Annotated in this window: 8 protein-coding genes and 1 tRNA gene; 7 read left to right on the top strand and 2 right to left on the bottom strand. The window is 41.6% G+C overall.

The features are described 5' to 3' along the window. The first annotated feature begins 1 nt into the window (after window position 1). From QVC79_RS03850 to QVC79_RS03830, 5 genes are all read left to right on the top strand, one after another. Window positions 2-2,317: a hypothetical protein gene (locus tag QVC79_RS03850; protein WP_270593660.1), complete on the top strand. Its 2,316-nt coding sequence runs from the start codon at window positions 2-4 to the stop codon at window positions 2,315-2,317. 11 nt (window positions 2,318-2,328) lie between these two features. After that, window positions 2,329-4,419, top strand: coding sequence for a hypothetical protein (locus tag QVC79_RS03845; RefSeq protein WP_270542527.1), 2,091 nt, complete (start codon window positions 2,329-2,331; stop codon window positions 4,417-4,419). Window positions 4,420-4,542: 123 nt separating this feature from the next. Then, window positions 4,543-6,177 (top strand): beta-N-acetylhexosaminidase, encoded by a 1,635-nt coding sequence (locus tag QVC79_RS03840; protein ID WP_270593661.1) that lies wholly within the window; start codon window positions 4,543-4,545, stop codon window positions 6,175-6,177. After that, the gene (locus QVC79_RS03835) at window positions 6,170-8,746 is read left to right on the top strand and encodes a beta-mannosidase (protein ID WP_270593663.1); all 2,577 of its coding nucleotides are present in this window, start codon (window positions 6,170-6,172) and stop codon (window positions 8,744-8,746) included. The genes QVC79_RS03840 and QVC79_RS03835 overlap by 8 nt, the downstream gene beginning before the upstream one ends. Before the next feature lie 100 nt (window positions 8,747-8,846). After that, window positions 8,847-9,395 carry a flavodoxin family protein gene (locus tag QVC79_RS03830; RefSeq protein ID WP_151411452.1) on the top strand — a complete coding sequence of 183 codons (549 nt, stop codon included), beginning with the start codon at window positions 8,847-8,849 and terminating at the stop codon, window positions 9,393-9,395. A 4-nt stretch (window positions 9,396-9,399) separates the two neighbouring features. On the opposite strand, the gene QVC79_RS03825 is transcribed toward QVC79_RS03830, so the two are convergent. Both QVC79_RS03825 and QVC79_RS03820 read right to left on the bottom strand, forming a co-directional pair. After that, window positions 9,400-12,219 carry an outer membrane beta-barrel protein gene (locus tag QVC79_RS03825; RefSeq protein ID WP_270593665.1) on the bottom strand — a complete coding sequence of 940 codons (2,820 nt, stop codon included), beginning with the start codon at window positions 12,217-12,219 and terminating at the stop codon, window positions 9,400-9,402. Between the two features lie 117 nt (window positions 12,220-12,336). Beyond that, a complete protein-coding gene (locus QVC79_RS03820) occupies window positions 12,337-12,897 on the bottom strand; it encodes a phosphatase PAP2 family protein (RefSeq protein WP_270593667.1) in 561 nt (186 codons plus the stop codon). A gap of 117 nt (window positions 12,898-13,014) precedes the next feature. Between QVC79_RS03820 and QVC79_RS03815 the strand changes: the two genes are divergently transcribed. Continuing rightward, a tRNA-Thr gene (locus QVC79_RS03815) sits at window positions 13,015-13,087 on the top strand. A gap of 140 nt (window positions 13,088-13,227) precedes the next feature. Further along, window positions 13,228-14,577 (top strand): phage integrase SAM-like domain-containing protein, encoded by a 1,350-nt coding sequence (locus QVC79_RS03810; protein WP_270593669.1) that lies wholly within the window; start codon window positions 13,228-13,230, stop codon window positions 14,575-14,577. Window positions 14,578-14,659 lie beyond the last annotated feature (82 nt).

Genomic DNA, 14,659 nt, shown 5'->3' with positions numbered 1-14,659 from the left:
TATGGTTACAAGAATATTTTGGTTGGGTGTATTGTTTTGTGGCTTCTGGTTATTCGGCGGGTGTCACGATGATTTGCTTGAGCAGGAACCGGTGGATAAAATGAACGGGTTGGTGTATTTGAGTCGTTCGGGTAGTGTGGTTTCGGAAAATGAAGAGATGTATATAAAGATGTATATTATGCAGGGGAATGTGATCAAGGCGGTGGAGTCGTTTTCTTCGGTAAAGGATTTGAATGATTCGGAGTTGATTTTAGAAACGGGGGATGAATATCGTTTGTTGATTACGGCTGAAGAGCCGGATGGGCGTGGTCGGTATCAAGTAAATTTGCAACGAGGGGATACGGTGGATTTTGATCACACGGTGTTGTTTTCGGTTAAGGATACTTGCGTGGCGTTGAATAAACCGTTTTATTACGGGGTCAGTGTCCCGTTCCATTCGGCAGAGGGAGTGCGGGAGAGAATCGAATTGAAACCGGTCGTGGCGAAATTGAATTTTGAGGTAGACGCCAAATTCTTGAATTTTAGTGGAAAATTGTGGGGAGGTAAGGGTGTTTATTTGAATGGCAAACCGGTGGAGGGAAGAACATTGTATCATGTGAATATGGCAAAGAAGACGTCGGGGACATCAACGGCGTATTTGCAAACGTTTTACGTGGTGGGTGATGAAACGGGCGAGCCAAACGAGATCCGGTATGAGTTGGAGCAGGAGTCCCGTAATTTTATGGGACAGGTTTTTATAGAGTATTTACAGGGATTGTCTGATCATATTGATGTAGTGAAAAGCGGTTGCGTTTATTCCTATTATGTCAATAAGCGATTGTATTCTTCGAACATGGATGCAATTTTAGCTGTTGATGTTTACGAACCTCTCTCGGGGATTAAGGTGAAGAGCGGGATTGTTATGATGGAATCGGCGGGAGTTGTGAAACGTGTGAGTATGCCTGTCGATATGGGAGAATCTAGTGTGTATTTGCCCTATAATTTCGGAGATTTTCCGCGGGGTATTTGGCGGGTGAAAGAGGTGGTGTTGATGGATAGTGTAGGAAGAGAGATGAAAAAATTTACGATGGATCATGAATTTAAGATAGACTCAAAGGGTGTACCGGGGTATAATCCGGGAGGTGATGAGTGGGTATACATTACTGTAGGAAAGTTTAGTTGGAATTATTCAGATTTGAAAACGGATGGTGAAGGAACAATGGAAAATCCGTATATTGTGAATTCTCCGGAAAAGTTTAATGCAATACGGTATATAGCCACAGGTGAAAAACGATATTTCAAGCAGATTTGCGATATTGATTTTTCGGAAATATGTGCAGTCGGAGGGGAGTGTTATAATGATGGGGAAGGATGGATTGGTATGGGTGAGGCTGGTTCTAATGTTCTTGGTGATTATGTGTCCGGTTTTACCGGTTGTTATGATGGAGGAAAAAATCGGATTACCGGATTAAGTGGTCGTGCTCTTTTTAATTATGTGATAAACGGGGGTGAGGTAAAAGAAGTAATTATAGATGAATCTTGTAAAATTACTGACATGGCAACCTTGGTGAATTATTCTTTAGGAGGTGTGATTTCCGGTTGTGTTAATTATGCTACTATTGTTGGAAATGCGGGATTAGTAGGGAAATCTAAAAATGGGAAGGTTTTATATTGTACAAATTATGGAACAATTGGAAGTGAAGGGTTGGAGAGTGTCGGGGGGATTGTAAGTGTGGGATTGGGAAAAGATACTATTGTAGGGTGTGTTAATGAAGGGAGTGTTTTTGCCCGAAAAAATGCTGGTGGAATATTGTCCAGTACGGGATATTACACGACGGGAGGAGGACAAGGAACACCTCTGCAGGATCATGCTTATGAAGGTTTAATTGAGGATTGTGAAAATAGAGGGGAGGTGTCTGCTAAAGAGAATGTCGGAGGAATTAGCGGTTTGGGTGGATTTATCCAGAATTGCCGTAATAAGGCAGGAATCGTGTCTACTGCAACGGTTTCGCATTTGGATAGTACATCGTGTGTTGGTGGAATTATGGGGAAATGTTATCAAGAAAATTGTGCGGTAGTGGAATGTGAGAATACGGGGAGCGTGTCGGGTGTGAAGTATGTGGGAGGAATTGTCGGATATTTTGCTAAGCATGCGGACAGTTATCCGGAAGAAATTGCCGGATGTAGAAATTCTGGATACGTGGTAGGAGTTGGTTTGGTCGGTGGAGTTGTGGGGTATGTGAATCGGGAATTGATAAAAGGGTCAACCAATACGGGAAGCGTGCAAGGAAGATATGGTTATGGTGATATTTACGGGGAACTTGTTGTAGAAGACTAAAAATAGCAATTATGGTAAAAGTAATATATAGAGTTGTTTTAGGGTTGGTTGCACTATTTACAATGGATTCGTGCGTATCGGATCGTACGGATGAAATGAGGGGAGTGAAGGAAGAGGTGTTGTTATCCCTTAGCCGGGGCGAAGAGATGACAACACCGGAAGGGGAAGGTTTAAAGGACATACGATTTTATTTTTTCAAACGTGTTGTTCGGGATAGTTTGAGCAGGTATGTCTTTTCAAAGGTAGTAGACTTTGGTTCTGAGGATGAACTTACGGGGATTCCTTTGGAACACGGAGAGTATCGGGTAGTGGTTTTTGCGAATTATAGCGAAGAGGATTTTACGGTGTCGGAGTTGTTGGAAGGGAGGACGTTGTTGGAAGAGGTACGTGTTAACCTAAAAGAGGGACGGCAAGTTCCGGAGTTGTTGAAAGGAGAGGAAATACTCTCGGTAGAGGGAGAAACAACATCATTGAATGTTACGTTGTCACGGGAAATGATTTCAAAAGTCCAGTTTTACGTCACGACTCGTCCGCAGGGGGTAGAAAAGATAAGTTTAAAATTGAGAATGCCCTCGACCGTATTTGATATGTTCGGTTCGATGTGTACGGAAGATGGGGGACGGGAAGAAGAGGTGGAGTTGTATTACGTGGAAGAAGAGGGATGTTTCCAGAGTATTCCCATGTTTTTGTTTTTTATGGATAAAATGGAGTTAGTTTTTAACATTCGGGCAGATGGCAGGGATTATGAAATAGAGTACACGAGGAATGAATGTTTGATAACCAATAAGTTGATGAAAATAAATTCAAGTATTTCACTTATGGATCGGGTGGTGGTGCAGGAGGTTGTGTTGGGAGGTTGGAACGATCAGGGGGGGACGAATTTGGAAGCACCCTTGTTCCGGCTTACATTTCGTAAACACAAGGATGATAGAATGTTACCCAATTACATTTTTTTGAGAGACGAGAAAAGTGGGAGAATTTTGGCTTATGAGAAATTTGAAAACAAGTTTCTTGATGATGGTAGGTTTCAGATTTCAATCGTGTATCCTTGGGATGGAGAGTTTACGATTTGTGGAATAGGTGGTAATTATCTATATGAGAGCCATGTTGTGGATTTTCCCGAAGATTTGAAGCAGAAATGTCGGATATCTTTGCCGGAAAATAAGGAGTGGGTGTTGGATGATTCTATTGTGATTCATTCTGAATACGGGGTTGGAGAAGGTACGGAAGAGAATCCTTTCCTTGTTCATTCCGCAGCAAGTTTGAGTAATGTGGGAGGTAACGGGTATTATTTTAAGCAGGTTTGCAATATAGATTTACACTCGATGGCATTTGGCCAAGGGGCAATGGGTTGGAACTTTGGGCTTTCTTATAATATGTCTTTGGATGGTAATTCTGTGTATGATGGCTGTGGTTACGTAATTCGGGGTGGACAAGATTGTGTGAAGGAAAAGTATTGGTATTTGTTTGATAATTACGGCCAAAATGGTACGATTAAAAATGTGTGTTTGGAAGTTACGACACAAAAAGCCACGTTGATCAGAGATAATAAAGGTAAAGTCTTGAATTGTTGTATTGAAGGAAAGTCAGGGACTCATGTAGTGTTGGTGCGTGAGTTGTATGAGAATGCTGTTGTTGAAAATAGTTGTTGTTGTTCTGAAGAGGGCCAAGCTAAATGCGTGGAAGGAGGCTGCTTGGGTACTGTTCGTAACTGTTACGTGATAGGTAAGTTTGCGGGATCTTTGCAGGGAGTGTTCGGGACCGTGTATGCGAGTTCGCAGATCATTAATTCTTATGCAGTTTCAGAGGTTATCGGTAGCGTGGATGAATTGGAGAATTATAGCATGGTGTTGCAGTGGGATGAAGCTTTGAATATGCTTGGGTGTTATTATGACAATGACGTGTGTCCCTATAAAGGAGTTTACCGGTCGGCTTCGGAAGAGTACTTTGATGTGGCGGGGAAGGTAGAAGGTAAAAGTTCCACAGATATGAAAAATCGGGCGACTTATGTGGGGTGGAAGTTTGGTGAAGATGATGCAAACCCATGGAAAATGGATACTGGGGTGAATGGCGGATACCCTTATTTGTACTGGGAAAAATGAAAATTCGGGTTTAAATTGAGGTAATACGAGGAGGCAGAATTAATCTTCAGGAAGTTTTTTCATGAATATTTGTGTGTGAACGAATTTTAACTTATCTTGGCTGTTGTGTTTAAAAATGCGTTTATGAAAAAAATCAGTTTTGTTTCAATCGTAGTATTGTGTATTATTTTGCTTGGCGGATGTGCCAGTGAACCGAATCAAGAGGTGAATATTATTCCTCAGCCTCAGCAGGTAACAGTTGCGGATGGCGGTTTTTATCTATCTCCCAAAACAGTGATTAACGTGGTGACGGGTGCGGATGATTTGCAACCGGCTTGTACTTTTATGAGTACATTGGTTGAAAAATCTTTCGGGAAGGCCTTAGCCGTGGTGAATGGGGAAACGAAAAAGAATGCGATAAATATTTTTGTTGACCCATCCATGAAAGCGGATGCTTATGATTTGACGGTGGAGAAGAATGCAGTTAATATAAAGGGAGGAAGTTCAAAGGCGGTTTTCTATGCCATGCAGAGTTTACGGCAGATGATGCCCGTGGGCGTGGAAAAAGGGGAGAAGATGGATCAGATCAGGATTCAAAATGTGAAGATTCTGGATGAGCCTCGGTTAGGGTATCGGGGGACGATGCTGGATGTGTGTCGCCATTTCTTCACGGTGGATGAAGTGAAAACTTTTATCGATATGTTGGCTTTGCATAAGTTGAGCGTGTTCCACTGGCATTTGACGGATGATCAGGGATGGCGTATCGAGATAAAGAAATATCCGGAACTCACGCAAATCGGGAGTCAACGGAAACAGACCGTGATTGGTAAAAATACGGGAAAGTATGATGGAACTCCATACGGACCCTACTTTTTCACTCAGGAAGAGATTAAAGAAGTTATTCAATATGCTGCCGATCGGTATATCACGATTATTCCGGAAATAGAGCTTCCCGGGCATGCGCTTGCCGCTTTGGCTACTTATCCGGAATTGGGTTGTACGGGTGGACCTTACGAGGTATGCCAGATGTGGGGAGTGTTCCCGGAAGTATTTTGCCCCGGTAACGAGAAGACGTTTGAGTTCTGGGAAGGTGTGTTGGATGAGGTAGCGGAATTGTTCCCCGGAGAGATTATCCATATCGGGGGAGACGAGTGTCCGAGAGATGCTTGGAAAAAGTGTAAGAAATGTCAGGCCCGGATGAAACAGGAAAAGATGAAGGAAGAGGGTGAATTGCAAAATTATACCGTTCACCGGATCGAGGCGTATTTGAAAGAGAAGGGGAAGAGAATTCTCGGTTGGGATGAAATATTGGAAGGAGATGTTTCTAAAACGGCGATTGTTATGTCATGGAGAGGTAAGACGGGCGGAATTAAAGGTGCAAAGAGAGGGAACGAGGTGGTGATGGTTCCGAATGACTACGCTTATTTTGATTACTATCAATCTAAGGATGTTGACAAGGAACCTTTTAGTATTGGTGGTTTTGTGGATGTTGCGAAAGTATATAGTTTGGACCCGACAGAGGGATTGACGGCCGAGGAGGGAAAGAAGATTATCGGGGTACAAGCTAATTTGTGGGCGGAGTATATCACGACTTTTAGTCATGCTCAATATATGTTATTGCCGCGTATGGCTGCATTGGCAGAGGTGGCATGGACTCCGCAAGAGACGAGAGAGTATTCGAATTTCTTGAACCGGGCGAAGTTGTTGACTCAACGTTACGAGGCTTTAGGTTATAATTTTGCAAAACATATTCTACAAGAGTCAAAGTCCAATGAATAAAATAGTTTGGATGCTGTTTTTCGGTTGTATCACTTGGGGAATGATCGGGTGTTCAACCGAAAAAGAGATTCGTACGGAGCTGAATTCCGGTTGGCAATTCCGGCAGAGGGATTCGGGGACGTGGTTGCCCGCAACAGTACCCGGTACGGTACACACGGATTTGTTGGCTAACGGGAAGATTGAAGATCCTTTTTACCGGATGAATGAATTGCAGTTGCAATGGATTGATAAGAAGGATTGGGAGTACCGGACGGAATTTACGGTTTCGGAGGAAATGGGGAAAAAGGTTAATCAACGGATCACGTTCACGGGGTTGGATACTTATGCGAATGTTTATTTGAACGGGGAGAAGTTGGGAAGTACGGATAATATGTTCCGGACATGGAGGTTTGATGTTGAAGGAAAACTGAAAGTTGGTCGTAACGAGTTGCATATCGTGTTTGTTTCCCCGACTTTGAAGGGACGGGAAGAGATGGAGCGTTACGGTTTGAGACTACCTGCGGATAATGATCAGAGTGTTCGGGGGGAGATGGGAAATGACCGGGTTAGCGTGTACACTCGTAAGGCTCCTTACCATTATGGTTGGGATTGGGGGCCTCGTTTGGTGACTTCCGGCATCTGGCGTCCGGTGATTCTGGAGGCTTGGAATGACGTGAAGGTGGAGGATGTGTTTATTCGCCAGCCTTCCGTAACAAAGGAAAAGGCTCAACTGGTGGCGGAGGTTTGTGTGAACTCGGACAAGCAACAGTGTGTCACGATAGCGATTATGAATGAGGGGAAGATGTTGTTGCAGGAGCAAAAAGAGTTAAGAAGAGGTGAAAATAAAATATCTATTCCTTATGTAATTCAGAATCCTCGTTTGTGGTGGAGTAACGGGTTAGGGGAACAGAACTTGTACGATTTTACGATTCTGGTGACTAGTGAGGAAGGAGTTGTGGCGGAAAAGAAGGTAACGACGGGGTTACGGTCGTTGAGGTTAGTTCGAGAAAAGGATCAATGGGGAGAGTCTTTCGGCTTCGAGTTGAATGGAGTACCCGTGTTTGCCAAGGGGGCTAACGCTATCCCGAATGACGTGTTTCTGCCTCGTGTAACCCCGGATTTGTATGAGAAAATGGTGGCAGATGCGGCGAATGCCAACATGAATATGATCAGAATATGGGGTGGTGGCATATACGAGGATGATGCATTTTTTGAATTTTGTGATAAGTACGGGATCATGGTGTGGCAGGATTTCATGTTTGCCTGTGCGATGTATCCCGGGAATCAAGAGTTCTTGGATAACGTGCGTCAGGAGGCTATTGATAATGTTATTCGGATTCGGAATCATCCTAGTATCGCTTTGTGGTGTGGGAATAATGAAAACGCTTTGGCTTGGCGACACGGTGCGCCGGGGGGATGGGGATGGAAGAACGCTTTCACGAAAGAGGAACAGGATACGGTTTTCAAGGCTTACTATACTGTTTTTCACGAGATACTTCCCCAAGTGGTGAAGGATTACACGGATGGAGATGACTACTGGCCTTCCTCGCCGATGGCGGGACCGGAACCGGATCAACATGGTTTGGACGGGACGACTTCGGGTGACCAGCATTACTGGGGCGTGTGGCATGGTTTCCGACCGTTGGAAAGTTTTGACGAGGTGACTACCCGTTTTTGTAGTGAATACGGTTTTCAGTCCTTCCCGGAGATGAGTACGATAGAAACGTATGCACTACCGGAGGATTATGATATAGAATCGGAGGTGATGAAATCACACCAAAGGAGTTATATTGGTAACGGGCGTATTTTGGATTATATGAAAATGTATTACTGGGTTCCGGAAGAGTTTGAACAGTTTATTTACATGACCCACGTGTTACAGGGGTTGGCTACGAAAATGGGTATCGAGGCACATCGTCGGAATATGCCTTATTGTATGGGCTCTCTGATTTGGCAGATCAATGATTGTTGGCCTGTTGCCAGTTGGTCGACGACGGATTATTATCATAAATGGAAAGCGGCGCATTACATGATGCGGGATTGTTTTAAAGAGGTGATCGTTGCTCCGAAATGGGAGGGGGATTCCTTGGCAATTTATGCCGTGAGTGATAGGCAGGAAATGATTCAGGGGAGGCTGGTCGTTGAGGTGCTGGATTTTCAAGGAAATTCTATTTCCTCTGTAGAAAAAGGAGTAGATGTGACGGCAAATACTTCAACCGTTTTGTGGAAATTGAACCGGGAGGTATTGCTTGCAGGAGGTTCGGAGAATGAGGTGGTGCTTGTGGTACGTTTGCAGGAAGGCGATCAGGTTTTAGATGAAAAGAATATTTATTTCGTGTATCATAAAGATTTGGATTTACCGACACCTCATTTTTCTGTTCAGGCCGGGGAGGAAAATGATGAAAAATTTATTCAGGTATCCTCGGATAAACTGGCTTGTAATGTTATGTTCTGTATTCCGGGAGAATCGGCTTTCTTTTCGGATAATTATATAGATATAATTCCGGGAAGGAATTATAAGATAAAGGTTGACACAGATTTATCTCCAACACAGATACAGGAGCGGATAAAGATACGTTATGTGCATTAAAATATGAAAACTCTTTGACCACGTGTCAAGGAGTTTTTTTCTTTCATGGTTTTAGTGAAGCAATAAATACGTATTTTTGTATATCATAAAACGATAAATTATGGGCAAAAACATTTTGATTTTAGAGGGAAGTCCCCGGTCAAACGGGAACAGTGATATGCTGGCAGAGGCTTTTGCCACGGGTGCTAGGGCTAAGGGATATGACGTGAGCGTGATAAAAGTTCCGGGCTACAAGGTAAACGGGTGTTTTGCCTGTGGTATGTGCTGGTCAATGGGAACACCTTGCGTGCAGTCGGATGATATGGAGAAGATTTTTCCGGAGATAGAACAAGCGGATATGATCGTGTTTGCTTCTCCTCTTTACTTTTTTAGCTGGCCTACTCAGATAAAAAGCGTTATAGATCGCTTGTATCCTTATGCTTTGGAGAAAAGTGAACGGAGTGTGGCAGGTAAGGAGTGTGCTTTGTTGCTTGCAGCGGCAACGGATGTACAGGAAGAGGCGAAAGGTATGTTGGAATCCTATCGAATTTTGGCAGAATACATGCATTGGCATTCTGTTGGTGAGGTTGTAGCTTACGGGGTTGATAAAAAAGGAGATGTTCGAAATACGGCGTATCTCGAACAAGCTCAGGAGTTAGGTTCTCGTTAAATTTTTAGAAGAATCCGGGAGGAGGTGTTCCTTCCGGACCTCTTCCTTCTTTCTTTTTACCAATAGAGTTAAAGCGATAGGAAACCGTTAGCATGTAGTAGTTTCGCTCATTTGTACTGTAACTGGTTTGTGTGTATAGGTCTTGAATACTGTAATTTAACAGGTTTCTTTGACGTAAAATATCCATTGCTTTGAATCTGACTTGGAGTTGTTTTCTTTTTAGGAATTTTTTCCCGATCTCCATGTTCAAGAGGCTATTGGATTGGTTCACGTTTCCACCTTTTTTACTTAGTGTGTAGCTATATGAATAATCACCGGCAAGGATGAATTCTTTCCAGAATACCCATTTGGCACTTGCATTGACTGATTGAGAGAAAGAACTGGAGCCTTCAGTGGTCGTACTCGTGGAATTGGTGTAAGAGGTACGGGAAGATATATTATAGTCCAAATTCTCTGATATGTTGCTATTGATGTTAAGACCGAATGATGCGTTATGAGAGTTCGTCAAGTTCTTTATATTATCGTAGATAGAAGGAGTCCTAGAATAACTGTAAGATAACGAAGGACTTAATCTTAATTTTAAAGATTTGATTTCAAAGGAATAACTGGAATTCATGGAAAGTCCCCATTGACCGTTTAGGTTTACAGGTCGGGTGAGGCGTGCTCCTTGTAATATCTGATAACCGTTGATAACCGTGTCTTTTGAAATAAATTGTGTTGCAGTGGCAATATTGTTAAATGAATTCCGGAAGCTAAGGTTGACATTCAAGAAACTGAAATTTTCTTCACTGACAATATTCCGGTTAAAAGACATGGAGGCTGATTGCGAGAATGTTTTTTTCAAGTTCGGATTTCCTGTCGAAATATTTAATTGGTCTCTCACGTCAAGAATATCTTGTAGTTGCTCGGCTCTGGGGGAATCCGTGTTTCCGTTGTAGTAGAAAGTCATGGTTGACTTTTTAGAAAAGTGATAGCTGAAATTCACTTGAGGGGAGAGATTCAGGTAATTATTTCTCACGTTAGAGTCTGGTGCATTCAGATATTCGTATTTGTTTTCTTCTCTTGATAGATTGATAGATCCACCTGCACTGAAATAGAATTTTTCTTGATTGTACCCGTAACGAATACCTAGGTTATTACTTGATCTAACTGTACTAATCTTATTCGTTAAAGCTGTATCGATTCCAATGACTTCCGTGAATAGAGCATCTTTGTAAGACATACTTTCTTTGTCGGAAGTATTCTTGTTGTAGCTAAAAGAGTAATTAAATGATAATCGGGCCTTCTCTGTCAGTGGTTCGGAATAGGAGATAGAACCTGTGTATGAATTTGAGATGCTTTCAGAGGTGTTGATAAGATTCCGTAATGTATCTTTTTTGTTTATGATACTACTATCTTGCTGGGTATTGTTATTTTTGCTTTTACCGATGTTTATGTTTCCATTTAATGTTAGGGTTCGTCCGGTTTTTTGGAAAGCGTGCATCCACGAGAAGTTACCCCCGAAAGAACGATTTTCACTATGACTTTGATTTTTACTATTCGTGATGTTTATCGTGTCATTGTCTTGAATGTTACTATTCATGTTTAATGATCTGCTATCTGATTTACTGAATGAAAAAGAAGGGGTGAAGTAGAATCTGTTTTTCTTGTTCATGGAGTAGTTGAAGCGAGTATTCACGTTGTGGCTTGAGCTTTCGGACCACGAGTGTGATTCAGAATTGTATATGTTACTTTGGTAACTTTCAGAAGGAAAATATTCTTGAATGCTGGAGTTGGCAGAATATGATTCACTATTGCTACCACTGTAACTTCCTCCGATGTCAGTTCCTTTCTTAAATGTGTTAGCAAAGTCCACGGAGTAACTTTTTCCTCGGTTATTTCCCCCTTTGCCGTGATATTGTGCGTTGGGAAGCTCGGAACCTTGATTGGTGTTACGTAAGCTTCCTTGAATGGAGAATTTTTGCTTTTTGTTGAAGGCATTGGCTGAAGCTCCTAGATTATAGTTGTTGTCTTTAAATGAATCTTCTAGGTCTTCTGAGATGCCGTATCCGAGGTTGGCTTTACCGAACACTTTTAACTGGTTGGGATTCTTGGTTTCAATGTTTAATGAACGGAATCTTTTCCCGTCGTCATATCCTGAGAAATCAGCTTCTTCACTTTTCCCGTCAAACATCTTTATCTTGTTGACGAGGCTGGCCGGAAGTGTTTGAAGTGCGGCCATCGGGTTGCTAAGGAAATATTCGGTTCCATCAATATAGATTTTCTTGACTTCTTCCCCGTTCGCCATTAATTTTCCGTCGACGATTTGGAAACCGGGTAATTTTTTCAACAAATCTTCCAATTCAGCATCCTCTGGAACCTTCAATGCATTTGCGTTGAATTCTGTCGTGTCACCTTTTTGGATGATTAGAGGTGGTTTTGCGGTAATAACAACTTCTTCCAAAACTTCTGGAAGGAGTTTGATCATTCCGATATTTGTATCTGCTTTCACCAGATATTTTTTGCTTGTCGCTTGATACCCGACAAAAGAAGCGGTAATGACCAGTTCACCCGGAAGAAGGTCTTTTAGGGTGAATTCTCCCATGGCGTTGGTTACGGTAGTTGGTTTTTTGTCTTCTCCAATGTAAATGTGTGCGCCCGGCAGAGTTTCGTCATCAGTGTCTCCTGTGACGATCCCTTTTAGTGTATATTTGACTGCTTTTTTTTCAGGTATTATGGCTGTATCTTTTGTAATCGTGTCTTTTTTTTGCGTTTGGGCAAATATTGTCACGGGCATGGTCAACATGAACAAAAGAAAGACTATTTTGTAGATATGAAGTTGCATATTATATGTTGTTGTTCTGATTTAAACAAAAATAGACATATAATATGGATGCACCATGATAATAAAAGGGTTTATGATTTCTTTAAATACTATTTTAACAAAATATTTAGAAGTCTGTTAGAAAGTGATACTAGCGTAGAGTCCGGGGTGCTTCTGGAGTACGGTAGGGGTGAGTGTGATACGTGTACGACCGTAGGGTTTGGTGAAAATATAGGAACTCCCGATGCCTATTGCAGTACCACAAAGAATATCCCACCAATCATGTTTATCGCAATAAGTCCGTCCCCAAGCAACATAAGTGGAGAGGAGATAAGCCGGAATACCGAATTTCCAACCATATCGGCGTTGTAGAAAAGAAGCTCCTTGAAAGGTGACGGTTGCATGTCCGGAGGGGAATGCATGATGGTTACTTCCATCTGGCCGTTTTTTGTGGATCGTATGTTTTAAAATGTAGCTGGTTCCGACAGCCGTGACCGCCGAGAAAATAAGTTGTTTGGTTCCTTGGTAGTCTTTTTTCAATAGAGTGGTAGCTAAACAGAAGACGGGAGTTGCGTAATATATAACGTCTCCGGAGGTCTCTACAGCTTTCTGTTGGGCCGAAACGTTCGTGATTAAAAGTAAAAATAGCAAAGGTGATAGGGCAAATTGAAAAATAATTGTCGGCAATCCTCTTTTCATCTTATTGATAATTAAAATGTAGCCGCAAATGTATAAAAAATGTACGGTTTTGAGTTGAAAAAAATTGATTTATCGTTTTCAAATTACAAAAATAGTCGTACATTTGCACCCGTTATCGCCAATTTAGCTCAGCTGGTAGAGCAACGCATTCGTAATGCGTAGGTCTGGGGTTCGAGTCCCCAAATTGGCTCCGCTGAAAATCAAGAAGTTAGCTACAAAAAGAGGCCTTTTCGAAGAGATTAAGCCTCTTTTTTCGTGTAAAAAAGCATAGTTTTTTGTACCTTTATGATGTCGTGTTACACGAATGTTACACGAAAATTACACGAAAAAATGCCTACATATAAAATTTACGTTCCTAAAGATTATAAAAGGAAAGATGATAAATATCCCGTGTCAATTCGAGTGACGCAGGATCGTAAACATGCATATCTGAAAACGGATTTCTATGTCGTGACCCAGCAGCTGAATAAGAATTTTGAGATAAAAGATAAAACTATCTTGAAGTTGTTACTGGAGAAAATGGAAAAATGTGAAGATGTTATTGTCCGTGGGTTGGGGAATGATGTGAGTAATTATTCGGCTAAAGATATTGTAGAGTATATAAAGAAAAAGCAGAGTGAGGTAAGTAACATTGATTTTGTTGCTTTTGCCAAGAGGCATATAGATAAATTGTTGTTGGCTGGAAGGGAAAAACGAGCAAAGCATATCCAGACGACAATCAACGCTCTTGTTGATTTCTCCGGACGGGAATTGAATATAGTGAAGGTCACTTCTAAGTTTTTGGAGAGGTTTGAAGAATTCTTGCGTTCAGAACGAACAATCGTGAGAGTAAACCAATTTGGACGGGAGGTGACAACTAAAAGAAAACCTTTAACAGATACGGGAGTTCATGATTACATGGCGGATATTCGAGTCGTGTTTAACGAGGCCATTGATTTTTATAATGATGATGAACTTGGTGACCCAGTGATCAGGCATTACCCATTTCGCAAGTTTGAAATGGTAAAACCTAATCCCCCGAAGAAACGGAATATCTATCTTGAGAACATCCGTAAAATCATGAATCTTGAAAACGGGTTGAGGCGTCAGGAACTTGCCCGGGATGTTTTCATGCTTTCTTTCTTCCTTGTCGGGATGAATACCGTTGATATGTTTAACGTGCCTTATGCAAGTCGCAAGAATGGGAGAATCACTTATCAAAGGAGTAAGACTAAAGATCGGAGGGAAGATCATGCAGAAATATCAATAAAAATAGAGCCAGAAGCGGAAAGATTAATGAAAAAGTATGCTGATCCGGATAAAGTTCGTTTGTTTTCGTTCTGTAAATTGTATAGTGATAGCTCGACTTTCAACGGGGCCGTTAATAAAGGTTTTAAGCGAATTTTGCAGGAGGTGAATCAAAGTGTCGAACGGGAAATAAAAGAAGCTGTAAGCAAGCAAGAGAGAGAAGAGTTGACGAAATTCTTAATACCAGAAGATACGAGAGCTTATTCCGTTCGTCATTCGTGGGCAACCATTGCAAGGAATATGTTGAATGTTTCGAAAGATGATATTGACCTTTGCTTGAATCACGTGAATGAAGCTCATAAAATGGCTGACGTGTATATTGACAAAGATTTTACTAGAATCGATCAAGCGAATAGGAGGATGATTGATTTGTTATTTCAAACAGGAGATTAAATAAATATTTTATGCAACCATAAAATATTGGTTGTAGTATTTTGTAATGTAACTAAATTTAGTTACATTTGTAATAAGAATA

It is taken from the genome of Butyricimonas sp., from assembly GCF_019423355.1.
Lineage (GTDB): Bacteria > Bacteroidota > Bacteroidia > Bacteroidales > Marinifilaceae > Butyricimonas > Butyricimonas faecihominis.
Note: the sequence above shows the minus strand (reverse complement) of the source record. Positions and strands in the feature narration are given on the sequence as shown.